The sequence below is a fragment of the Streptomyces sp. WI03-4A genome, from assembly GCF_033792105.1.
Taxonomy (GTDB): domain Bacteria; phylum Actinomycetota; class Actinomycetes; order Streptomycetales; family Streptomycetaceae; genus Streptomyces; species Streptomyces collinus_A.
In genome coordinates this window covers 181930-204712 of the sequence record NZ_JARAUO010000003.1, presented here as the reverse complement: position 1 = coordinate 204712, position 22783 = coordinate 181930, and the positions used below count along the sequence as shown (strand labels likewise).

Annotated in this window: 24 protein-coding genes; 16 read left to right on the top strand and 8 right to left on the bottom strand. The window is 72.3% G+C overall.

Annotated features, from left to right (window positions below):
* Position 1: 1 nt before the first annotated feature.
* Complete coding sequence (locus PV343_RS05795) at positions 2-793, bottom strand: VOC family protein (protein ID WP_319145675.1); 792 nt, start codon at positions 791-793, stop codon at positions 2-4.
* A gap of 318 nt (positions 794-1111) precedes the next feature.
* On the opposite strand from PV343_RS05795, the gene PV343_RS05790 reads away from it, so the two are divergent.
* Positions 1112-1963 (top strand): sulfurtransferase, encoded by an 852-nt coding sequence (locus PV343_RS05790; RefSeq protein WP_319145674.1) that lies wholly within the window; start codon positions 1112-1114, stop codon positions 1961-1963.
* Positions 1964-2051: 88 nt separating this feature from the next.
* On the opposite strand, the gene sepH is transcribed toward PV343_RS05790, so the two are convergent.
* Complete coding sequence (gene sepH / locus PV343_RS05785; RefSeq protein ID WP_319145673.1) at positions 2052-3092, bottom strand: septation protein SepH; 1041 nt, start codon at positions 3090-3092, stop codon at positions 2052-2054.
* A 479-nt stretch (positions 3093-3571) separates the two neighbouring features.
* On the opposite strand from sepH, the gene PV343_RS05780 reads away from it, so the two are divergent.
* Positions 3572-4354 carry a hypothetical protein gene (locus tag PV343_RS05780; RefSeq protein ID WP_319145672.1) on the top strand — a complete coding sequence of 261 codons (783 nt, stop codon included), beginning with the start codon at positions 3572-3574 and terminating at the stop codon, positions 4352-4354.
* On the opposite strand, the gene PV343_RS05775 is transcribed toward PV343_RS05780, so the two are convergent.
* Positions 4278-5597, bottom strand: a complete 1320-nt coding sequence (locus tag PV343_RS05775) for a D-arabinono-1,4-lactone oxidase (protein WP_319145671.1) — start codon at positions 5595-5597, stop codon at positions 4278-4280. The two genes, PV343_RS05780 and PV343_RS05775, sit on opposite strands and share 77 nt — an antisense overlap.
* Positions 5557-6795 carry an MFS transporter gene (locus PV343_RS05770; RefSeq protein ID WP_319145670.1) on the bottom strand — a complete coding sequence of 413 codons (1239 nt, stop codon included), beginning with the start codon at positions 6793-6795 and terminating at the stop codon, positions 5557-5559. Before PV343_RS05770 ends, PV343_RS05775 begins: the two co-directional genes overlap by 41 nt.
* Before the next feature lie 172 nt (positions 6796-6967).
* On the opposite strand from PV343_RS05770, the gene PV343_RS05765 reads away from it, so the two are divergent.
* Positions 6968-8095, top strand: a complete 1128-nt coding sequence (locus PV343_RS05765; RefSeq protein ID WP_319145669.1) for a ferrochelatase — start codon at positions 6968-6970, stop codon at positions 8093-8095.
* Between the two features lie 8 nt (positions 8096-8103).
* On the top strand, positions 8104-8922 hold the full coding sequence (locus tag PV343_RS05760; RefSeq protein WP_319145668.1) for an inositol monophosphatase family protein: 819 nt from the start codon (positions 8104-8106) through the stop codon (positions 8920-8922).
* A gap of 74 nt (positions 8923-8996) precedes the next feature.
* On the opposite strand, the gene PV343_RS05755 is transcribed toward PV343_RS05760, so the two are convergent.
* Positions 8997-9170 (bottom strand): hypothetical protein, encoded by a 174-nt coding sequence (locus tag PV343_RS05755; protein WP_167528465.1) that lies wholly within the window; start codon positions 9168-9170, stop codon positions 8997-8999.
* A 413-nt stretch (positions 9171-9583) separates the two neighbouring features.
* On the opposite strand from PV343_RS05755, the gene PV343_RS05750 reads away from it, so the two are divergent.
* From PV343_RS05750 to PV343_RS05735, 4 genes are all read left to right on the top strand, one after another.
* Positions 9584-10237 (top strand): response regulator transcription factor, encoded by a 654-nt coding sequence (locus PV343_RS05750; protein WP_003993508.1) that lies wholly within the window; start codon positions 9584-9586, stop codon positions 10235-10237.
* Positions 10238-10243: 6 nt separating this feature from the next.
* Positions 10244-11491, top strand: a complete 1248-nt coding sequence (locus PV343_RS05745) for a sensor histidine kinase (protein WP_319145667.1) — start codon at positions 10244-10246, stop codon at positions 11489-11491.
* Positions 11492-11886: 395 nt separating this feature from the next.
* The gene (locus PV343_RS05740) at positions 11887-12183 is read left to right on the top strand and encodes a DUF4193 domain-containing protein (protein WP_005481602.1); all 297 of its coding nucleotides are present in this window, start codon (positions 11887-11889) and stop codon (positions 12181-12183) included.
* 13 nt (positions 12184-12196) lie between these two features.
* Positions 12197-13132 (top strand): hypothetical protein, encoded by a 936-nt coding sequence (locus tag PV343_RS05735; RefSeq protein ID WP_319145666.1) that lies wholly within the window; start codon positions 12197-12199, stop codon positions 13130-13132.
* On the opposite strand, the gene PV343_RS05730 is transcribed toward PV343_RS05735, so the two are convergent.
* Positions 13129-13596 (bottom strand): DUF3093 domain-containing protein, encoded by a 468-nt coding sequence (locus PV343_RS05730; protein WP_319145665.1) that lies wholly within the window; start codon positions 13594-13596, stop codon positions 13129-13131. The genes PV343_RS05735 and PV343_RS05730 overlap by 4 nt on opposite strands.
* 58 nt (positions 13597-13654) lie before the next feature.
* On the opposite strand from PV343_RS05730, the gene PV343_RS05725 reads away from it, so the two are divergent.
* The 8 genes from PV343_RS05725 to PV343_RS05690 all read left to right on the top strand — a co-directional run bounded on the left by PV343_RS05725 (position 13655) and on the right by PV343_RS05690 (position 21261).
* The gene (locus tag PV343_RS05725) at positions 13655-14239 is read left to right on the top strand and encodes a PaaI family thioesterase (RefSeq protein WP_319145664.1); all 585 of its coding nucleotides are present in this window, start codon (positions 13655-13657) and stop codon (positions 14237-14239) included.
* Entirely contained in the window at positions 14236-14814 is a 579-nt protein-coding gene (gene dut, locus PV343_RS05720; RefSeq protein ID WP_319145663.1) for a dUTP diphosphatase, read from the top strand. The genes PV343_RS05725 and dut overlap by 4 nt, the downstream gene beginning before the upstream one ends.
* Before the next feature lies 1 nt (position 14815).
* A complete protein-coding gene (locus PV343_RS05715) occupies positions 14816-15577 on the top strand; it encodes a DUF3710 domain-containing protein (protein ID WP_319145662.1) in 762 nt (253 codons plus the stop codon).
* Positions 15578-15821: 244 nt separating this feature from the next.
* Positions 15822-16514, top strand: a complete 693-nt coding sequence (locus PV343_RS05710; protein ID WP_319145661.1) for an ABC transporter ATP-binding protein — start codon at positions 15822-15824, stop codon at positions 16512-16514.
* Between the two features lie 245 nt (positions 16515-16759).
* Positions 16760-19315: a sensor histidine kinase KdpD gene (locus PV343_RS05705; protein WP_319145660.1), complete on the top strand. Its 2556-nt coding sequence runs from the start codon at positions 16760-16762 to the stop codon at positions 19313-19315.
* Positions 19312-19998, top strand: coding sequence for a response regulator (locus PV343_RS05700; RefSeq protein ID WP_319145659.1), 687 nt, complete (start codon positions 19312-19314; stop codon positions 19996-19998). The genes PV343_RS05705 and PV343_RS05700 overlap by 4 nt, the downstream gene beginning before the upstream one ends.
* Positions 19999-20082: 84 nt before the next feature.
* Complete coding sequence (locus tag PV343_RS05695) at positions 20083-20481, top strand: OB-fold nucleic acid binding domain-containing protein (protein ID WP_078614821.1); 399 nt, start codon at positions 20083-20085, stop codon at positions 20479-20481.
* A 3-nt stretch (positions 20482-20484) separates the two neighbouring features.
* Positions 20485-21261 carry a DUF3159 domain-containing protein gene (locus tag PV343_RS05690; RefSeq protein WP_319145658.1) on the top strand — a complete coding sequence of 259 codons (777 nt, stop codon included), beginning with the start codon at positions 20485-20487 and terminating at the stop codon, positions 21259-21261.
* A gap of 83 nt (positions 21262-21344) precedes the next feature.
* Here PV343_RS05690 and PV343_RS05685 read toward each other — a convergent pair whose 3' ends face one another.
* Both PV343_RS05685 and PV343_RS05680 read right to left on the bottom strand, forming a co-directional pair.
* Complete coding sequence (locus tag PV343_RS05685) at positions 21345-22016, bottom strand: TrkA family potassium uptake protein (protein WP_317445847.1); 672 nt, start codon at positions 22014-22016, stop codon at positions 21345-21347.
* On the bottom strand, positions 22016-22687 hold the full coding sequence (locus tag PV343_RS05680) for a potassium channel family protein (protein WP_319145657.1): 672 nt from the start codon (positions 22685-22687) through the stop codon (positions 22016-22018). Before PV343_RS05680 ends, PV343_RS05685 begins: the two co-directional genes overlap by 1 nt.
* Between the last annotated feature and the right edge of the window lie 96 nt (positions 22688-22783).

Below are 22783 nucleotides of genomic sequence, written 5' to 3'. Positions count from 1 at the left end.
GTCAGTGCGGGTTCTCGATCACCGAGAACACCGCACCCTCCGGGTCCGCGACCGCGGCGACCCGGCCGTGCTCGCTGTCGTGGGCCGGGCCGAGCACCCGGCCGCCCAGTGCCTCGACCAGACGCAGGGTCTCGTCGACGTCGGCGACCTCGAAGTAGGTCAGCCAGTGCGAACCACGGTCGCGCGGCAGCGCGTGTCCCACGCCGTGCAGGCCGGCCACCGGGCGGCCGCCGAGGTCCAGGACGACATGGTCGAAGTCGGGGGACACCACCGGCTCCTCCTCGTACCCGAACACCGTCTCGTAGAACTTGGCGACGCTCTCGGTCTCGAAGGTGAGCAGCTCGTTCCAGGCGGGCGTGCCCGGCACCCCGCTGAGTGTCGCGCCGAGGTGGGGCGCCCCCTGCCAGATGCCGAACACCGCGCCGGAGGTGTCGGAGGCGATGGCCATCCGCCCGGCCTCGGCCGCGTCCAGCGGTCCCACCGCCACCGTGCCGCCGCACAGCCGCACCTGGTCGGCCGTCCGGTCCACGTCGTCCGAGGCGAAGTAGGGCGTCCAGGCGACCGGCAGCCGCTGGTCCGGCGTCAGCCGGCCGATGCCCGCCACGTCCTGCCCGTCCAGCAGCGCCCGCACGTACGGGCCGAGCTGCTGCGGTCCGGGCCGGAACTCCCAGCCGAACAGGGCCCCGTAGAACTCCTCGGTCGCGGCCAGCCCGTGCACCATCAGGCTCACCCAGCAGGGTGTGCCGGGCGCGCGACGCGCGCGTGGACCGGCCGACTCCCGTGCCTCGGTCATCGATCACTCTCTCCCCGGCCCCTCGCGGTGGCCGTGTCGCATCCGCTCCCGGACGGTGCGTGCCGCTGCGCGTGCACGCCCGTGCCGGTACTCACATCCCCCGAGGTGCTGCTCGCCGGGCCGCGCCGATCGCCCGGTGCCGTCTTCGGAAGGATGCCCGATCGGCCGTCTTTCGCCGCTTCACGACGATGGCCGACGGGTGTTCGACAGATGTACAGCGTGTGCCCGATCCCGTACGCCTGGTGATCGAGCCTGTCCGGCCGAGCAGAGTAGCCGTACCTGGACGCCGCGGCCACCCCTGGCGTAAGGATGGACGTCATGACAGCCATCATCACCGCAACCGAACTCGCCGAGGACCTGGCCGGACAGGCCCCGCCGGTCCTGCTGGACGTCCGCTGGCAGCTGAGCACGGCGAAGGCGGCGGGCGCCCCCGCCTTCGACGGCCGGGCCGAGTACGCGGCCGGGCATCTTCCCGGCGCGGTCTTCGTCGACCTGGACCGGGAGCTGGCCTCCGCCGCCGGGGAGCACGGCCGCCATCCCCTGCCGGACCTCGGGGAGTTCGGCGCGGCCATGCGCCGCGCGGGCGTGTCGTCGGGCCGGCCGGTCGTCGTCTACGACGGCGGGCAGGGCTGGGCGGCGGCGCGCGCGTGGTGGCTGCTGCGCTGGACGGGTCACCCGGACGTGCGGGTCCTCGACGGCGGGTTGCCGTCCTGGCGAGGTGAGTTGTCGACGGAGGCGGTCACCCCGGCCGAGGGCGACTTCGAACCGGTGCCCGCCGCGGCCGGGTTGCTGGACGCGGACGCGGCCGCCGCCCTGGCCCGCTCGGGTGTGCTGCTCGACGCGCGCGCGGGGGAGCGGTACCGCGGTGAGGTGGAGCCGATCGACCGGGTCGGCGGGCACATCCCGGGCGCGGTGTCGGCGCCGACGACCGAGAACGTGGGCCCGGACGGCCGGTTCCTGCCCGCGGCGGACCTGCGGGACCGCTTCAAGGCCCTGGGCGTGTCCGAGGACGCGCCGGTGGGCGTCTACTGCGGCTCGGGCGTCTCGGGCGCCCACGAGGTGCTGGCCCTGGCGGTGGCGGGCCTTCCGGCGGCGCTCTACGTGGGCTCCTGGTCGGAGTGGTCGGCGGATCCGGCCCGTCCGGTCGCCGTGGGTCCCGACCCGCAGTAGGCACGGTGGGCACGGGGAAGCGGGGGGCACGCGCGCGTGCCCCCCGCCTCCCTGGACCTTCAGCCCTTCAGACGGACGTACGTCCGGTTTACTCCTGCTTCTTGCGCCGGGTGCCGAACACGATCTCGTCCCAGCTCGGGACCGCCGCACGGCGGCCTGGGCGGACGCCGTCGGCTTCGGCCTGCCGGTCGGTGGACCCGATGAGCCGGTCGCGGTGGCTGCCGACCGAGCGCGGCATGAGGACGTCCGCGTAGGCCGAGCCGGCCGAGGCCGCGGGCGCCGGCGGCTCCTCCGCCTCGGGCTCCTCGACGGGCTCCTCCGTGACCTCGGCGGGCCGTTCCGGCACGACCAGGTCGCCCCGGAAGCTCGGCACCGCCTCCAGCAGGCTGGTCAGCGAGTCGCGTTCGCCCGTGCTCTCCTCGGCGGGCTCGGACGCCTGCGCCGGCAGGCTCGGGCGCTCCCGGTCGACGCGGTCGAGCGTGCGGTCCAGCGGACGGTCGCGCGGCAGCCGGGCGATACGCGGCACGAACGGGAAGCTCGGCTCCGCCACGGCGAGGTCGTCGGACTCGCCGATCAGCGAGCGGGCCTCGTCGTCCACGGCCTGGACGAGCCGCCGGGGCGGGTCGTACGTCCAGCTCGCCGAGTGCGGTTCGCCCGCGACCAGGTAGACGAGGAGGACCTCCCAGGTGCCGTCGTCGCGGCGCCAGGAGTCCCACTGCACGGTGTCCTTCTCGGCGCCGCGCAGCAGCAGCCGCTCCTGGACGGCCTCGCCGAGCAGCGGTCCCGCGTTCTCACCGGGGCGGCGGACCGGCGTCTTGCGGGCGCGCTCGGCCATGAAGGCGCGTTCGGCCAGCACCGGACCCTCGAAGCGCCGTACCCGGTCGACGGGGATGCCGGCGAGCTGGGCGACCTCTTCCGCGGTGGCACCGGCTCGTATACGCGCCTGGATGTCACGGGGGCGGAGATGGCTCTCCACCTCGATCTCGATCTGGCCGAGGCGGGGGCGGTCGCCGCGCACGGCGGCGCGCAGGCGCTCGTCGATCGGAAGCGTGTACTCCGTGGAATCGGCAGCCTTCAGCACCAGCCGTGTGCCGTCATTCGAGACGGCCACGACACGCAGTTCGGGCATGGGGACCTCCCGGGTGGTGCCTGCCGACGTCACGTGCGTCGCTGCTTCCGCTAGTCGAGTGTGGCCTGCCCGGGTGCAGCCTGCCACAACCTTGCCGAGTTGCCCGGCGTGTCGGGCACGGGCCCTGGATCGCCGTTATGGCACGGTTACCTGTTCGCAACGCTAAGTGACAAACTCCGTCACCCTGTGCAACTAGCCCCCTCCCGGCGGTCCTGCGAGGCCGCGGACACCCTGGTGGGGGACCGGACCCAGGGCTCGCAACAGTACTCCATTTGGACCATGTGCGTGGATGGGCACGCCGTCCAACTTCTGGCAAGGGACGCGACTTGGCCGCCGACAACCGATTTCGGCGATCATGAAGGTGGCGAACTTCACGCAATCGCCAGAAACGGAACTAATGGTTTCGTCCGCACGTCCCTTTCTCGTGCAGACGATCCATCAAGTCGTTCAAGTGCGGGAAAGGGAGGCAAGTTCCGGGTATGCGTGAAACGCCCGATGCGGGTCGCAAGCGGATCGACCTGAGCGTCCCCCAGGTCGCCGGCAGCGCCCTCGCGGCGGTCGTGGCGGCCAAACTGGCCTCGTACTTCGGGGTGTACGGCACGATCCTCGGCGCCGGCGTCGTCAGTGTGGTCGCCAGCTGCGGCGGCACCCTCTTCCAGCATTTCTTCCGTCGTACGGGTGAACAGCTGAGGGAGACGAAGCCGTCCGTCCGCCCCCGCCGGGAAGGAGCACCCGCTCCCGACGGGTTCGGCGAGGGAACCGTGTACCGGGCTCGGACGCGGACCTGGCGGCGCCCGGTCGTCGCGGCCGCCGTCGTCTTCGCGGTCACCATGGCCGGCATCACGACGTACGAGCTGGTGTCCGGCAGCAGCTTCAGCGGCGGCAGGGGCACCACGGTCAGCGACGCGGTCGGCGAGCGCGGCCGGTCCGTCCCGAAGACCGGCGGGACCGGATCCGCGACACGGCCCTCGGCCCCCGCCGCCGACCCGTCCTCCGGGTCCTCCCGGTCGTCCTCGTCCGGCGTGTCGCAGGGGACCGGCGGGGCGGCCGCGTCACCTTCCGGCGCACCCTCCGAGGGCACCGCGGGCGGCGGTACGGACCCGGGTGCGACGCGCGCGCCGTCCGGATCGGCGAGCCCGCGCCCGAGCGGCGACCCGGCCCCCGCGCCCAGCGGGTCCACGACCGCTACGCCCCCAGGACCCTCCGCAAGTAGTCGTTCTGGAACAGGCGTTCCGGGTCCAGCCGGTCCCGCAGCGCCGTGAACTCGCCGAAGCGCGGATACACCCGGGAGAAGTACTCGGCGTCCCGGGTGTGCACCTTGCCCCAGTGCGGCCTGCCCTCGTGCGCCGTGAAGATGCGCTCGGCCGCCGTGAAGTAGGCGTGGTACGGCGTCCCCCGGAACATGTGGACGGCGACGTACGCGCTGTCCCGCCCGGAGGCGGTGGACAGGGTGATGTCGTCGGCGGGGGCGGTGCGCACCTCCACCGGGAAGCTGACGCGCAGCCCGGAGCGGTCGACCATGGTCCTCAGCTCGCGCAGCGTGTCGGCCAGGGCCGCGCGCGGAACGGCGTACTCCATCTCCACGAAGCGCACCCGGCGCGGCGAGGTGAACACCTTGTAGGGGATGTCCGTGTACGTCCGCGCGGACAGGGCCTTGCTGGAGATCCGGGCGATGGCCGGGATGGCCGCGGGCGCCCCGCGCCCCACCCACTGGGCCACCTGGAAGACGCCGTTGGAGAGGAACTCGTCCTCGAACCACCCGGCGAGCTGCCCCACCGGCTGTTCCGGGCCGGCGCTGCGGTTGTTCCGCTTGGTGTTCGTGTTGCCGGTGTGCGGGAACCAGTAGAACTCGAAGTGCTCGTTCTCGGCCCACAGTTGGTCGAACTCGGCCAGCACCCGGTCGAAGGCCATCGGCTCCTCGCGGGCGGTGAGCAGGAAAAGGGGCTCCACGGCGAAGGTGAGGGCGGTGACGATGCCGAGCGCGCCCAGGCCGATCCGGGCGGCCGCGAAGACCTCCGGGTTCTCCTTCTCGGAGCAGGTGAGCACCGAGCCGTCCGCCGTGACCAGTTCGAGTCCCCTGATCTGGGCGGCGATCGAGGCGGACTCGCGGCCCGTGCCGTGCGTGCCGGTGCTGACGGCGCCCGAGACGGTCTGCTCCATGATGTCGCCCATGTTGGTGAGCGACAGGCCCTCGCGCGCCAGCGCGGCGTTGAGCCTCTTGAGCGGGGTGCCGGCCTCGACCGTCACGGTCATGGCGTCCCGGTCGATGCCTCGGATGCCGGCCAGCAGCTGCGGCCGGATCAGCACACCGTCGGTGGCGGCTATGGACGTGAAAGAGTGCCCGGTGCCGACCGCCTTCACCTTCAGGCCGTCCTCGGCGGCCGCGCGCACCGCGGCGGCCAGCTCCTCCACCGAGGCGGGTTCGACCTGACGGACGGGACGGGCGCTGACGTTGCCGCCCCAGTTACGCCAGGTTCCGTTCTTCGCGCTCACTGTGGTGCTCAACGGTGCCTCCCCGCCCCGCGGCCGGCCTGCGCAGCCGGCGGAACCCGAGGAAACCGACCGCGACCGCGACGGCCCCGGACACGGCCGGAACCCCGTACCCGGCCCGCGCGCCGGCTGCGTCGATCACCCAGCCGGCCGCGGAGGAGCCGAGCGCGACGCCGACCGCGAGGCCGGTGCTCACCCAGGTCATGCCCTCGGTGAGCTTCGCGCGAGGTACGTGCTCTTCGATGAGGGACATCGTCGTGATCATCGTCGGTGCGATGGACAGCCCCGCAACGAACAGCGCCACGGCCAGAAGCGGCAGGTTTCCGGCCAGTAGGAGGGGGATCATACTCACGGCCGTCGCCGCCACGCCCAGCAGCCAGCGGCGTTCCGGCGCCCCGGCGAACCGCATCAGCCCGAAGACCGCGCCCGCCAGGCAGGAGCCGGCCGCGTACAGCGCCAGGACGACGCTCGCGGCGCCCTTGTGGCCGCGCTCGTCGGCGAAGGCCACCGTGACCACGTCGACGGACCCGAAGATCGTGCCCGTCGCCACGAAGGTGAGCACCAGCACCTGGAGCGGCGCCGAGCGCAGCGCGCTGCCGCCGCCGTGGTGCTCGCGCGGGTGCGGCTCCGGCTCGGTGGCCCGCTGGGCGGTCAGCCAGAAGACCCCGGCGGCCAGGAAGCAGGCGGCCAGCAGGGGGCCCGCCTCCGGGAACCAGGCCGTGCACAGGCCGATGGAGATGATCGGCCCGAAGATGAAGCAGGCCTCGTCGACCACCGACTCGAACGAGTAGGCGGTGTGCAGCTTCGGCGTGCCCCGGTACAGGGCGGCCCAGCGGGCCCGGATCATCGCGCCCAGGCTCGGCACGGAGCCGATGCCGGCGGCGCACACGAACAGCACCCAGTCCGGCCGGCCGAAGTGCGCGGCCAGCAGCAGCCCGGCCGCGGCCGTGAGCGCCGCCAGGGTCGCGGGACGCAGCACCCGGCGCTGCCCGTGCCGGTCCACCAGCCGGGAGATCTGCGGGCCGATCACGGCGGCGGACAGGGCGATGGTGGCCGACAGCGCGCCCGCGAGACCGTAGCGCCCGGTGAGCTGGGAGACCATCGTGACCACGCCGATGCCCATCATCGACAGCGGCATGCGGCCGAGGAAGCCCGCTGCGGAGAAGCTCTTGGTGCCGGGCTCGGCGAACAGGGCGCGGTAGGGGCTGGGCACGTGGTCTCCGGAGAGGATCAGTAAGGCGCGAATGCGGCTGATACAGCTTACGAGTTAGGTGACCCTAAACGCACCGGGGAGGACGGCGGGAAATTTCCGGCCGAACCGGCCGCAAACCGGCTCCCCACCGCGCCGCGTCCCCGCTGTCGGTACCGGGTGGGAGGATCAAGACATGCCAGACGCGCTCGATGCCAGCCCCTACGACGCCCTGCTCCTGCTCTCCTTCGGCGGCCCCGAGGGCCCCGACGACGTGGTCCCGTTCCTGGAGAACGTCACCCGCGGCCGTGGCATCCCGAAGGAACGCCTGAAGGAAGTCGGACAGCACTACTTCCTGTTCGGCGGGGTCAGCCCCATCAACGACCAGAACCGCGCCCTGCTGGACGCGCTGCGCGAGGACTTCGCCGGGCACGGTCTCGACCTGCCGGTCTACTGGGGCAACCGCAACTGGGCGCCGTACCTGACGGACACCCTGCGCGAGATGACCGCCGACGGCCGCCGCCGCGTCCTGGTGCTCGCCACCAGCGCCTACGCCTCCTACTCGGGCTGCCGCCAGTACCGCGAGAACCTCGCCGACGCGCTGGCCGCCCTCGAGGCCGAGGGCCTGGAGCCGCCGAAGGTCGACAAACTCCGGCACTACTTCAACCACCCCGGGTTCGTCGAGCCGATGGTCGACGGGGTGCTGCGCTCGCTCGCCGACCTCCCCGAGGACGTCCGCGACGGCGCCCACATCGCCTTCACCACCCACTCCATCCCGACCTCGGCGGCCGACACCTCCGGCCCGGCCGAGGCCCACGGCGACGGCGGCGCCTACGTCGGGCAGCACCTGGACGTGGCCCGGCTGGTCGCCGACGCCGTCCGCGAGCGCACCGGCGTCGACCACCCCTGGCAGCTCGTCTACCAGTCCCGCTCCGGCGCCCCGCACATCCCCTGGCTGGAGCCGGACATCTGCGACCACCTGGAGGAGCGGCACGCCGCCGGCGTCCCGGCCGTCGTCATGGCCCCGATCGGCTTCGTCTCCGACCACATGGAGGTCCTCTACGACCTCGACACCGAGGCCACGGCCAAGGCGGAGGAGCTGGGCCTGCCCGTGCGCCGCTCCGCCACCGTGGGCGCCGACCCCCGTTTCGCCGCCGCCGTCCGCGACCTGGTCCTGGAGCGGGCCGGCGCGGAACGCGGCCAGGAGGTCACCCGCTGCGCCCTGGGCGCCCTCGGCGCGAGCCACGACCTCTGCCCGGTCGGCTGCTGCCCCGCCCGTGCCCCCCGCCCCGCCGCCGCGGGCGCCGACAGCCCCTACGCGTGAGGAGCCCCGTGACCGACGCCGCCCTGCACCGGGACCTGCTCGACCTGGCCCTGGAGGCCGCCGCCCGTGCCGGTGAGCTGCTGCGCGACGGACGCCCCGCCGACCTGGCGGTGGCCAGGACGAAGTCGAGCCCCATCGACGTCGTCACCGAGATGGACATCGCGGCCGAGAAGCTGATCACCGACCTGATCTCCGGGCGGCGCCCCGACGACGGCTTCCTCGGCGAGGAGGGCGCCTCCGTGGCGGGCACCAGCGGCGTCCGCTGGGTGATCGACCCGCTCGACGGCACCGTGAACTACCTGTACGGGCTGCCGACCTGGGCGGTGTCCATCGCGGCCGAACACGACGGCGAGACCGTCGCCGGGGTCGTCGCGGCGCCTATGCGCGGCGAGACGTACCACGCGGTACGCGGCGGCGGCGCCCACGCGACCGGCGCCTGGGAGGGCGAGCGCGCGCTGTCCTGCCGCCCCGCACCCCCGCTGGACCAGGCACTGGTCTCCACCGGCTTCAACTACGTCGCCGCGGTCCGCGCCCACCAGGCCGAGGTGGCCGGCCGGCTCATCCCGCTGCTGCGCGACATCCGGCGCAGCGGCTCGGCCGCCGTCGACCTGTGCGACGTGGCCTGCGGCCGGCTCGACGGCTACTACGAGCGCGGACTCAACGCCTGGGACGTCGCGGCGGGCGATCTCATCGCCCGGGAGGCCGGCGCCCTGACCGGTGGAAGGCCCGGAGAGCGCCCCGGACGCGACCTGACGGTGGCGGGCACCCCCGGCGTCTTCGAGCCCCTCCAGCGGCTCCTGGAGGACTTCGGGGCCTGGCACGACTGACCCGCTCCGGGGCACACGCAAAAGCGGGACCCCCGGCGCTGGATTCGCCGGGGGCCCCGCTCGTGCTCGGCCGGTCAGACGCGTGACGCGCCGACTTCCACACCGTGGTCGGCGGCGAGGCGGCGCAGGTCGTCGAGCTCTGCCTGCTCCACCTCGACGAGGAAGTCGTCGCCCTCGTCACGAGCCCGCGACAGGTCGGACTCGGTCGCCCTTATGCGCTGGAGAAGCCCTGCGGTGAATGCGTCCATGCTGCGCCCCCTCGTCCTGGGTCGTGGGTCGGGTGGCACGGGGGTGTGCCGTTCGGAAGGGGCGATCACGTCTTACGCAGGTGCCCAGCGCAGCCCGGCCGGGCGGCGACGGTGCCGGACACCCGCGCCCGCTCTGCGGAAGCGGACCGCGATGTACCGCATGGTGTTGCGGCACGTGCAGAGCGTGATCGCGGGGTGTAAAGCCGTCCTCCCCCCGCTCCCTTCCGCGGAAACCTCAACCACTCGAAAAAATCCCGCATTCCCGGGCCCGTGACCGGATGCCTGCCGCCCGAACCCCGCCTTACAGCCGACTTATGGCCGAAAAGGGCAGGATGGAGGCCACATCCCACGGACACCCCTGCCCGTGCGCGCCCACGGCGCGCAGCGCGGTGGACACAGGAAGGACAAGCGACGTGCGCGTACTCGTCGTCGAGGACGAGCAACTGCTCGCCGATGCGGTGGCCACCGGACTGCGCCGGGAGGCCATGGCCGTCGACGTCGTGTACGACGGTGCGGCCGCCCTCGAACGCATCGGCGTCAACGACTACGACGTGGTCGTTCTCGACCGCGACCTGCCGCTCGTGCACGGTGACGACGTCTGCCGCAAGATCGTGGAGCTGGGCATGCCCACGCGGGTGCTCATGCTCACCGCCTCCGGTGACGTCAGCGACCGCGTGGAGGGCCTGGAGATCGGCGCCGACGACTACCTTCCCAAGCCGTTCGCGTTCAGCGAGCTGATCGCGCGGGTGCGGGCCCTCGGGCGGCGCACCAGCGTGCCCCTGCCGCCGGTCCTGGAGCGCGCCGGCATCAAGCTCGACCCCAACCGCCGCGAGGTCTTCCGCGACGGCAAGGAGGTCCAGCTCGCGCCCAAGGAGTTCGCCGTCCTGGAGGTCCTGATGCGCAGCGAGGGCGCGGTCGTCTCGGCCGAGCAGCTGCTGGAGAAGGCCTGGGACGAGAACACCGACCCGTTCACCAACGTGGTGCGCGTGACCGTCATGACGCTGCGCCGCAAGCTCGGCGAGCCCCCCGTGATCGTCACGGTGCCCGGCTCCGGATACCGGATCTGATCCGCCGTGGCCGCGACACCCGCGCCGCCCCAGGCGCCCCCGAAACCCACCTGGGACCCCAGGACGCCGCAGCCGCCCTTCCCGTGGCTGCGCCCGACCATCCGCATACGGCTCACGCTGCTCTACGGCGGCATGTTCCTGATCGCCGGCATCCTGCTGCTGTCGATCATCTACCTGCTGGCCGCGCAGGCGATCAGCAGCGGCAACCAGCCGCTGTTCAAGATCGTCGACTTCCAGAAGCTCCAGGTGTCCAGCGACAACTGCCCGGCGATCAACACCAAGAGCCTGCCGCTGCAGGACTTCAAGGACGCCATCGCGCACTGCATGGACCAGCAGCGCCAGACGGCCCTCGACGACCTGCTCAGCCGCTCGCTGCTGGCCCTGCTGGGCCTCGCCGTGATCGCCTTCGCGTTCGGCTACGCGATGGCCGGCCGCGTGCTGTCGCCGCTCGGCCGGATCACCCGCACCGCGCGCGCGGTGGCCGGCTCCGACCTGTCCCGCCGGATCGAGCTGGACGGCCCCGACGACGAGCTCAAGGAGCTGGCGGACACCTTCGACGACATGCTGGAGCGCCTGCAGCGGGCCTTCACCGCCCAGCAGCGCTTCGTCGGCAACGCCTCCCACGAGCTGCGCACCCCGCTGGCGATCAACCGCACGCTGCTGGAGGTGCACCTGTCCGATCCGGGCGCCCCGGTGGAGCTGCAGCAGCTCGGCAAGACGCTGCTGGCCACCAACGAGCGCAGCGAGCAGCTGGTGGAGGGCCTGCTGCTGCTCGCTCGCAGCGACAACCAGATCGTCGAGCGCAAGCCGGTCGACCTGGCGGAGGTGGCCGGCCAGGCCATCGACCAGGTGCACGCCGAGGCGGAGGCCAAGGGCGTCGAGATCAGGGGCGAGCGCAGGACCGCCGTGGTGCAGGGCAACGGTGTGCTGCTGGAGCGGATCGCGCTGAACCTGGTGCAGAACGCGGTGCGCTACAACGTGCCCGAGGACGGCTGGGTGGAGGTGGCCACCGAGACCGAGCACGGCCAGGCGGTGCTCACGGTGTCGAACACCGGCCCGGTGGTACCCGCGTACGAGATCGACAACCTCTTCGAGCCCTTCAGGCGGCTCCGTACGGAGCGCACGGGCAGCGACAAGGGCGTCGGTCTGGGCCTGTCCATCGTGCGGTCCGTGGCCCGCGCGCACGGCGGCCACATCGTGGCGCGGCCCCGCGAGGGCGGTGGTCTGGTGATGCGTGTCACCCTGCCGCTGTGACCGGGGTTCGACACTCGCGGAGGATGTTCGCTTTGCGCGGAATTTTCAGACCACCGTCTGGGGTTCCACCTGTGTGATCAATCACATGGGCGGATTTCCAGCCATGCACTCTCTGTGATCATGACAGGGGCCGCAAAGCCGGGAAAATCCTTGTTTTCAGGGCTCTTGATCACGGGAAGTACACGGTGAGGCGCCTTTGAGGTGCGACATTCGAACCGTGTACGGTCCACACCGCCATCCAAGCCGATCACTCCAGGGAGATCGGGTTGGGTGTCGATTGAGTAACAGACCTTGATGTGAGGCAAAATCTCCGCCTCAGGTCGGGCACAAGTCCGGCCTCTCACGCGTTACGTGCGCTGGAGAGACACCGCAGACACCCAGAGGGGGAGAGCGACATGGCAACCGATTACGACACTCCACGCAAGACCGACGACGACGTCGACTCGGACAGCCTTGAAGAGCTGAAGGCCCGCCGGAACGACAAGTCCACCTCAGCGGTGGACGTCGACGAGTTCGAGGCCGCAGAGGGCCTCGAACTCCCGGGCGCCGACCTCTCGAACGAGGAGCTGGCCGTCCGCGTACTGCCGAAGCAGCAGGACGAGTTCACCTGCATGAGCTGCTTCCTGGTACATCACCGCAGCCAGCTGGCCCGGGAGAAGAACGGTCAGCCGATCTGCCGCGACTGCGACTGAGGACGGGTCGGCCGTGACTGGCTCGACCCCTCCACGGAAGCGCCGCTTCTCCAGGCGGGGAGCGGACAAGGGGCCGTACGACGGCCCGCACGGCGCGCGTGACGACGAGCGGGGCTCACCCGACGCGGGAGCCTCGCTCGAAGCGGCGTCCGGCCAGGACCAGCCGGCGTCGGCCGAACAGCCCGCGCCCGTCGCCCGGCGGCGGGTCGCGGTGGTCCGGGACAAGGCCCGGCATCTGGCCCGGGAAGGCGCCCGCAAGGGCGGCAGCCGGGCTCGCGCGGGGCTGGCCTACCTCGCGGACCGCATCATCGAGATCGCCCCGCGTGTCCCCGTACGCGACCTCGCGACCCTGCGCAGGCAGTTCCCGGGTCTCGGACCCGAGCAGCTCGCCGACAAGCTCGTCACGGGCGCGGCGGCCGGGACCTCGACCGTCGGGGCCGGGATCGGCGCGGCGGCGATGCTGCCGGTGCCGCCTGCCATGCCGACCGAGCTGGCCGCGGAGATCACCGGCGTGGCGGCGATCGAGCTGAAGCTGATCGCCGAACTGCACGAGGTGTACGGCGTACGCCCGCAGGGGAACCTGAAGGTCCGCAGCACCGCGTATCTGTCCTCCTGGTCGGGGGAGCGCGGGATCAACGTGACGAAACCGTCGACCGTCGACGCGGCCCTCGGCGGCCAGATGAAACGCGAACTGCGGCAGCAGATCATGAAGCGGATGGTCAGGGACCTGCCCAACCTCATGCCGTTCATGGTGGGCGCCGCGGTGGGGGCGGCCATGAACCGCCGCGACACCAAGAAGCTCGCCGCCCGGATCCGGGCGGATCTGCGCAAGGTCCAGGTGCCCTGGGACGAGCTGTCGGGGCTTCCCGCCCTGGAGCGCCCCGAGCACCCGGTGAGACTGGGCGACCTGCCCGAGGTGCTGGGCGACCGCCCCGACGACCTGCCCTAGGCGGTCTGCTCGCTGCGGGCCGCCTCGATCGCCGCCGCGAGCCGCTCCGGCTCCCGCGTCGACAGGTACAGGTAGGGCGTCGGGTCCTCCGGATCGGTGACCTCCACCCGCAGGGCCCCGGGGATGTAGGCGCGCAGCAGCAGGAAGGCGCGGGTGTCGGCCTTGTACGTGCGCCAGGCGCGCGCCTCCTCCGCGTCCAGCACCTCCGACCCGCCGAGCGCCGAGACCGGGATCCGCGCCTCGCCCGCGATCAGGAAGCCGCCCACGACCCGGATGCGCGGGGACCCGTAGGCGCTGGCCACCACGGCGGCCGCGGCCGTGCCGCCGACGAGGCCGCCGAGCAGCGGCAGCGTGCCGAAGGGGAGCAGGATCAGGGCGAACGAGACGCCCACGAGGAAACTGATCAGCCACCACGAGCGCGGGGCGGTGAGGCGTTCTTCGTAGGGGGTGGCGGAGTGCTGCATGGGGCCAAGCTTGGCACGGTATCCGCAACCCGCCGACGCGCGGGTAAGGTCTGCGGACGTGAGTGGTAGTTCCGCAGCTCTTCAGCCTCCCGCCGACGCGGTGACACCCGTACGGCACCCCGACGCTCCCGCACCCGGCGAGCTTCTCGGGGCCCACTACGAACGCTGTTTCGGATGTGGACACGAGCAGCCGCACGGGCTGCACCTGGAGGCGCGCGCCGGCGAGGGCGTCTCGCTGACCGCCGAGTTCACCGTCCAGCCCGCCCACCAGGGCGCCCCGGGCCTCGCGCACGGCGGGGTGCTGGCCACCGCTCTCGACGAGACCCTCGGCTCGCTGAACTGGCTGCTGCGCACCATCGCGGTCACCGGCCGGCTGGAGACGGACTTCGTGCGGCCGGTTCCAGTGGGCACCACGCTGCACCTGGCGGCGGAGGTCACCGCCGTGGCCGGGCGGAAGATCTACTCCACCGCCACCGGGCGGATCGGCGGCCCCGAGGGGCCCGTCGCCGTGCGTGCCGACGCCCTCTTCATCGAGGTCAAGGTCGACCACTTCATCGACCACGGCCGCGACGAGGAGATCAAGGCCGCCATGAGCGACCCCGACCAGGTCCGGCGCGCCCGCGCCTTCGAGGTGAACCCGTGACGCACGACGCCGCCACGGCCCCCGGTGCCCGGGGCCCCCTGAACGTGCTCATCCGCCGAGTCGACGCGGACGTACCGCTCCCGGCGTACGAGCACCCGGGCGACGCCGGGGCCGATCTGCGCACCACCGAGACGTGTGAACTGGCACCCGGTGAGCGGGCCGTCCTGCCCACCGGAGTGTCGATCGCCCTCCCCGAGGGGTACGCGGCCTTCGTACACCCACGGTCCGGGCTGGCCGCCCGCTGCGGTGTCGCCCTGGTGAATGCCCCGGGGACGGTTGATGCCGGGTACCGTGGGGAGATCAAGGTGATCGTGGTGAATCTCGACCCGCGCGAGTCCGTGCGGTTCGAGCGCTTCGACCGGATTGCCCAACTGGTCGTCCAGCAGGTCGAGAGGGTCCGCTTCCAGGAGGTCGCGGAGCTTCCCGACTCGGCGCGGGCCGAAGGGGGCTTCGGGTCCACCGGTGGCCATGCCGCGGTGGGCGACGAGAGCGGCACAAGCGGTCGGGCCGCCGATGGCGGTCCGGCGGGTGGGAATCGATACGCTTCGGTCGTATCCGACCGGGAAGGACAGTGACGTGTTCGGACGTCGCAACAAGAAGGGTGCCGCCGAGGACGCGGCCGGCGAGGCCGAGCAGGTCGTCGACAGCGTCGACACCGAGGCGGACGAGGTGGAGGCCGGGCGCGAGCGCGTCCGGCTGGAGCCGGAGCCCAGGCCCGACGGGCCGTGGGACAGCACTGAGGTGCGCGACCCGGGCGAGGGGCGCGTCGACCTCGGCGGTCTGTTCGTGCCGGGCGTCGACGGCATGGAGCTGCGGGTCGAGGTGGCCGGTGACGCGATCGTCGCGGCGACCGTCGTGCTGCGCGACAGCGCCGTCCAGCTGCAGGCCTTCGCCGCGCCCAAGCGTGAGGGCATCTGGGGCGAGGTCCGCGAGGAGATCGCGGGCGGCATCACCCAGCAGGGCGGCATCGTCGACGAGGTCGAGGGCCCGCTGGGCTGGGAGCTGCGGGCCCAGGTGCCGGTGCAGCTGCCGGACGGCACCGGCGGCTTCCAGGTCGTGCGGTTCATCGGTGTGGACGGCCCGCGCTGGTTCCTGCGCGGTGTGATCTCCGGCCAGGGCGCCGTCCAGCCGCAGGCCGCCGGGCTGCTGGAACAGATCTTCCGGGACACGGTCGTGGTCCGCGGCGAGGGCCCGATGGCGCCCCGCGACCCGATCGTCCTCAAGCTGCCGAACGACGCCCAGATGGTCCCCGAGGGCGTCCAGCAGGAGGAGGGCTCGCGCTTCTCCGGCGGCATGGGCCAGCTCCAGCGGGGTCCGGAGATCACCGAGGTCCGCTAGACACCCGCTCGACGAGCGGTGCGAGGGCCGTACCCCTGTGGGGTGCGGCCCTTTCGCCTGCGCGGGTGCGTGTACGGGTTCCGGCCCTCGTCCGTGCGACCGGGCGTGACTGCCGGCGACACCGCCCGCACCGTTGAACGGCGGGACGCCCGGCGGCGATACTGACGCCCGGTCCACGAGTGATCACGGGGACCGCGGTGGACCAGGACCGGGGGACCGCGGGGGACGACGGGGAGGCAGCAGCATGAGCCGGGTGCTCACCGAGACGATGGTGCGGATCGAGGACGTCCACAAGTCCTACGGGCGCGGCGCCGCCGCCGTCCACGCCCTGCGGGGGGTCTCCCTGGAGATCCCGCGCGGCGAACTCGTCGCCCTCAAGGGGCGCTCGGGCTCCGGCAAGACGACCCTGCTGAACATCGTCGGCGGGCTCGACACCCCGGACCGGGGGCGGGTCGAGGTCGACGGGCGGGACCTCGCCGGCCTCGGCGAGAACGGGCTGCTGGAGCTGCGCCGGGACCGGATCGGGTTCGTCTTCCAGTCCTTCGGGCTCATCCCGATCCTCACCGCGGCCGAGAACGTCGGCGTACCGCTGCGGCTGCGCCGGGCCGACCCGCGCGAGCGCGAGGAGCGCGTGGACCTGCTCCTGTCCCTCGTCGGGCTCGCCGACCACGCGGCCCAGCGGCCCGGCGAGCTGTCCGGCGGCCAGCAGCAGCGCGTGGCGATCGCCCGAGCCCTCGCCAACCGCCCCGCGCTGCTCATCGCCGACGAGCCCACCGGCCAGCTCGACGCGGAGACCGGGCACGCGGTCATGGAACTGCTGCGCGCCGTCGTCCGCAGCGAGCAGGCCACCGCCCTCGTCGCCACCCACGACGCCACCCTCCTCGACCTCGCCGACCGGGTCCTTGAATTGCGGGACGGCGAGATCGTCGAGAACTGAGCGTCCCCGCGTCCGCGTCCCCGGAGCCGCCCGTCCCCGGAGCCGCCGGGCCCCGACGGGACTGCGGGCTGCCTCCGCGGTCCGTCGGGCCCTGCCCTACCCCCGACGGTGCAGCAGCCCGGCTCCCGGGGCCGTCAGAGTCGCGTCAAAGACCGCCGGAGAACGGGCCAACCGGCCATTCGCCCACATCCTTGGCCGTAGGGTCGACGCTGCGTACACAGCAGTCACGGGAAGACAATGGGGCCATGGCGCGTGGCAAGCTTCGGATCTACCTCGGTGCGGCACCGGGCGTGGGCAAGACCTACGCCATGCTGTCCGAGGCGCACCGGCGCGTGGAGCGGGGCACCGACTGCGTCGTGGGCTACGTCGAACACCACGACCGGCCACGCACCGAGGTGATGCTGCACGGCCTGGAGCAGGTGCCGCGCAGACGGCTGGAGCACCGGGGCGCGACCTTCGGCGAGATGGACGTCGACGCGGTGCTGCACCGGGCCCCCGCCGTCGCCCTGGTGGACGAACTCGCGCACACCAACGTGCCCGGGTCCCGCAACGCCAAGCGCTGGCAGGACGTCGAGGAACTGCTCGCCGCCGGGATCGACGTCGTCTCGACCGTCAACATCCAGCACCTGGAGTCCCTGGGCGACGTGGTCGAGTCGATCACCGGGGTGCGCCAGCGCGAGACCGTCCCGGACGAGGTGGTCCGCCGGGCCGACCAGATCGAACTGGTCGACATGTCCCCGCAGGCCCTGCGCCGCCGCATGGCGCACGGCAACATCTACCAGCCGGACAAGGTCGACGCCGCCCTGTCCAACTACTTCCGGCCCGGCAACCTCACCGCCCTGCGCGAGCTGGCGCTGCTGTGGGTGGCCGACCGGGTCGACGAGTACCTGAACGCCTACCGCAGCGAGCACCGGGTCTCCCGGATCTGGGGCTCCCGCGAGCGGATCGTGGTCGGGCTGACCGGCGGGCCCGAAGGCCGCACCCTGATCCGGCGCGCGGCGCGGCTCGCCGAGAAGGGCGCCGGCGGCGAGGTGCTCGCCGTCTACATCTCCCGCAGCGACGGCCTGACCTCGGCCTCGCCGAAGGAGCTGGCCGTGCAGCGCACCCTGGTGGAGGACCTGGGCGGCACCTTCCACCACGTGGTCGGCGACGACATCCCGGCCTCCCTGCTCGACTTCGCGCGCGGCGTCAACGCCACCCAGATCGTGCTCGGCTCCTCGCGCCGCAAGACCTGGCAGTACGCCTTCGGACCCGGCGTCGGCGCCACGGTAGCCCGGGAGTCCGGACCCGACCTCGACGTCCACATCGTCACCCACGAAGAGGTCGCCAAGGGCCGCGGACTGCCCGTCGCCCGGGGCGGGCGGCTCGGCCGGACCCGGATCGTCTCGGGCTGGCTGGTCGGCCTGGCCGGCCCGGCGATCTTCGCGGTGCTGCTGAACACCGTCGACCTCGGCCTCGCCAACGACATGCTGCTGTTCCTCGCCGTGACGGTGGCCGCGGCCCTGCTCGGCGGCCTGCTGCCGGCCCTGGCCTCGGCGGCCTTCGGCTCCCTGCTGCTGAACTACTTCTACACCCCGCCGCTGCACCGGCTGACCGTCGCCGACCCCAAGAACATCGTGGCCATCGCGATCTTCTTCGGCGTCGGCATGTCGGTCGCCTCGGTGGTCGACCTCGCCGCCCGGCGCACCCACCAGGCCGCCCGGCTGCGCGCCGAGTCCGAGATCCTCTCCTTCCTCGCCGGCAACGTGCTGCGCGGCGAGACCGGCCTCGACGAACTGCTGGAGCGGGTCCGGGAGACCTTCGCCATGGAGTCGGCGGCCCTGCTGGAGCGGGCGGGCGACGTCGAGCCGTGGACCTGCGCGGGCCGCGCCGGGTTCGGGCCCCCGCTCCGGCGGCCCGAGGACGCCGACGTCGACATGCCGGTCGGCGACCACATGGCCCTCGCGCTGACCGGCCGGGTGCTGCCCGCCGAGGACCGCCGGGTGCTCGCCGCCTTCGCCGCGCAGGCCGCCGTCGCGCTGGACCGCAGGCGCCTGCAGGAGGAGGCGGACCAGGCCAAGGAGCTGGCCGAGGGCAACCGCATCCGCACCGCGCTGCTCGCCGCCGTCAGCCACGACCTGCGCACCCCGCTCGCCGGGATCAAGGCCGCGGTCTCCTCCCTGCGCTCCGAGGACGTGGCCTGGTCCGAGGAGGACCGGGCGGAGCTGCTGGAGGGCATCGAGGAGGGCGCCGACCGGCTCGACCACCTCGTGGGCAACCTCCTCGACATGTCCCGCCTGCACACCGGCACCGTCACCCCGCTCATCCGCGAGATCGACGTGGACGAGGTGGTCCCGATGGCGCTGTGCGGCGTCCCCGAGGACAGCGTCGAGCTGGACGTGCCCGAGACGCTGCCCATGGTCGCCGTCGACCCCGGGCTGCTGGAGCGGTCGGTGGCCAACCTCGTGGAGAACGCCGTCAAGTACAGCCCGGCCCGGCACCGGGTCCTGGTGTCCGCCAGCGCCATAGTGGACCGGGTCGAGGTGCGTGTCGTGGACCGCGGGCCCGGGGTGCCGGACGAGGCGAAGGACCGGATCTTCGAACCCTTCCAGCGGTACGGCGACGCCCCGCGCGGCGCCGGGGTGGGCCTGGGCCTCGCCGTGGCCCGTGGCTTCGCCGAGGCCATGGGCGGCAGCCTGAACGCCGAGGACACACCGGGCGGCGGGCTCACCATGGTGCTCAGCCTCCGCGCCGCCGGGACGCGCCCCGAGCCCCTCCCTGTCGGGGAGCCCAGCACAGAACCGGAAAGGCAGGTTTCATGACCCGTGTGCTCGTGGTCGACGACGAGCCGCAGATCGTGCGTGCCCTCGTGATCAACCTCAAGGCGCGCAAGTACGACGTCGACGCGGCACCCGACGGCAGGACCGCCCTGGACCTCGCCGCCTCCCGCCACCCGGACGTGGTCGTCCTCGACCTCGGGCTGCCCGACATGGACGGTGTCGAGGTGATCAGGGGGCTGCGCGGCTGGACCCGGGTGCCGATCCTGGTCCTGTCCGCGCGCCACTCCTCGGACGAGAAGGTCGAGGCGCTCGACGCGGGCGCCGACGACTACGTCACCAAGCCCTTCGGCATGGACGAGCTGCTCGCCCGGCTGCGGGCCGCCGTCCGCCGGGCCGAGCCGGTCGGGCCCGGCGAGGACGACGTGACGACGGTGGAGACCGACGGCTTCACCGTCGACCTGGCCGCGAAGAAGGTCAACCGGGCAGGCCGGGACGTCCGGCTCACCCCGACAGAGTGGCACCTGCTGGAGGTCCTGGTCCGCAGCCCCGGCCGGCTGGTCAGCCAGAAGCAGCTGCTCCAGGAGGTGTGGGGGCCCTCGTACGGCACCGAGTCCAACTACCTGCGCGTGTACATGGCCCAGCTGCGCAGGAAGCTGGAGACGGACCCCTCGCACCCGAGGCACTTCATCACGGAGCCGGGGATGGGCTACCGGTTCGAGAGGTGAACTCCGGGAGGTGACTCCCTTGGTGAACTTCCAGGAGGTGAGCTGCCTTACAGCCCTCTCGGCGGGTCCCGGTACGCTTCAGATATGAGTGCTGTTCCTCGTTCCGAAAAGCCGGCCGGCCGGTTCCGGCGGATGCTCGACCGGCTCTCCACGTCGCAGGAGGACCTGGAGTCGGAGGAGCTGCGGGAGGACACCGAGACCGCCGGTTGCGTCCGGATCGGTGACTGCCGTGACCGGCAGATCGTCACCGTAACTGGTACCTTGCGCACGGTCACTCTGCGACCGCGCGCCGGAGTCCCGGCCCTGGAGGCCGAACTGTTCGACGGCTCGGCGGCGCTCGACGTGGTGTGGCTCGGCAGGCGCTCCATCGTGGGCATAGAACCGGGGCGCAAGCTGATCGCATCGGGCCGGATCTCGATGAGCCGGGGCCGCCGTGTGCTGTTCAACCCGAAATACGAACTGCGACCCCTCGGACGGGAGTAGCCGGTGACGTCCCTCGACAAGCCGACCGAAGACACCGAACAGACCCAGCCGGACGAGGCCCGCGACGCCCGCGCGGTCACCGAGGCCGCGCTGTTCGAGGCGTTCGGCGGTGTCCGCGGCATGGTCGAGACGGTCCTGCCCGGGCTGCTCTTCGTCGCGATCTTCACGATCAACAAGGACCTGCACGTCTCGGCGATCGCCGCGCTGGCCGTGTCGCTGGTGCTGGTGGTGGTGCGGCTGGTCCGCAAGGACACCGTCAAGCACGCCTTCAGCGGCGTCTTCGGCGTGGCCTTCGGCGTCGTCTTCGCGATGTTCACGGGCAACGCCAAGGACTTCTACCTGCCCGGCATGCTCTACACGCTGGGCCTGGCGCTGGCCTACATCGTCACGACCCTCGCCGGGGTCCCGCTGATCGGCCTGATCCTCGGCCCGGTCTTCAAGGAGAACCTCTCCTGGCGCACCCGTAACCCGGGCCGCAAGAAGGCGTACGCCAAGGCCAGTTGGGCCTGGGGCCTGATCCTGCTCGCCAAGTGCGCGATCCTCTTCCCGCTGTACTGGTGGGCCAACACGGCCCAGCTCGGCTGGGTGCTGGTCGCGCTGAAGATCCCGCCGTTCCTGCTCGCGGTCTGGCTCACCTGGGTCTTCCTGGCGAAGGCACCCGCGCCGATCGACGTCTTCGCGGAGATGGAAGAGGCCGAGAAGGCGGAGAAGGAGCGCAAGGCCGCCCTGGCAGGCGAGGCCGGCGACCCGTCGGGCGGACGGCACCGCCGGGGCGCGTAGACGACCAGAAGCACGCGAAGGGCGCCCTCGGCAGCGAGGGCGCCCTTCGTCGTCGTACCGGCACAGGACCGGTCAGGAGACCGTCACGCGTCCTCGCGGCGCACCGACAGCAGCTCCTCCAGCTGCTCCTCCCGGGCCTGGGCGGCCACGAAGAGCAGTTCGTCGCCCGGCTCCAGGGAGTCCTCCCGGGACGGGGTCAGGACCCGGGTGCCCCGGATGATCGTGACCAGCGAGGTGTCCTGCGGCCACTCCACGTCGCCGACCTGGGTGCCGGCCAGGGCCGACTCCTCGGGCAGGGTCAGCTCGACGAGGTTGGCGTCGCCGTGGCTGAAGCGGAGCAGCCGGACCAGGTCGCCGACGCTCACCGCCTCCTCGACCAGGGCCGACATCAGACGCGGCGTGGACACGGCGACGTCGACGCCCCACGACTCGTTGAAGAGCCACTCGTTCTTCGGGTTGTTCACCCGGGCGACGACGCGCGGAACGCCGTACTCCGTCTTGGCGAGCAGCGAGACCACCAGGTTGACCTTGTCGTCACCGGTCGCGGCGATCACCACGTTGCAGCGCTGCAGCGCCGCCTCGTCCAGGGACGTGATCTCACAGGCGTCGGCCAGCAGCCACTCCGCCTGCGGCACCCGCTCCACCGAGATGGCGGTCGGGGCCTTGTCGATGAGCAGGACCTCGTGGCCGTTCTCCAGCAGCTCGCCCGCGATCGAGCGGCCGACGGCGCCGGCTCCGGCAATGGCGACCCTCATCAGTGACCGCTCTCCTCTTCCGGGCCCCCGGCGAACGCCGCCTCGACCTTCTCCACGTCGTCCGTCCGCATCATCACGTGCACCAGGTCGCCCTCCTGCAGCACCGTCTGGGAGGTGGGCAGGATGGCCTCGCCCAGGCGGGTCAGGAACGCCACGCGGACGCCGGTCTCCTCCTGGAGCCGGCTGATCTTGTGACCGACCCACTTGGGGGAGGCGTGCACCTCGGCGAGCTGCACCCCGCCGGTGGGGTCGCGCCACAGGGGCTCGGCGCCCGAGGGCAGCAGACGGCGCAGCATCTGGTCGGCGGTCCAGCGGACCGTGGCCACGGTGGGGATGCCCAGGCGCTGGTAGACCTCGGCGCGGCGCGGGTCGTAGATGCGGGCGGCCACGTTCTCCACACCGAACATCTCGCGGGCCACGCGCGCGGAGATGATGTTGGAGTTGTCACCGCTGGAGACGGCGGCGAAGGCGCCGGCCTCCTCGATGCCCGCCTCGCGCAGGGTGTCCTGGTCGAAGCCGACACCGGTGACCCGGCGTCCCCCGAATCCCGGGCCCAGTCGGCGGAAGGCGGTGGGGTCCTGGTCGATCACGGCGACCGTGTGGCCCTGTTGCTCCAGGGTCTGGGCGAGAGCGGAGCCCACTCTTCCGCAGCCCATGATGACGATGTGCACGACCGTCCTTCCGGTGTCCAAAAGTTACTGCTCAGCATCAGGGTCTCAGACCGACGCCCAAAGCTACACAGGAGCCGTTCGGGCTGGGCACCCCCC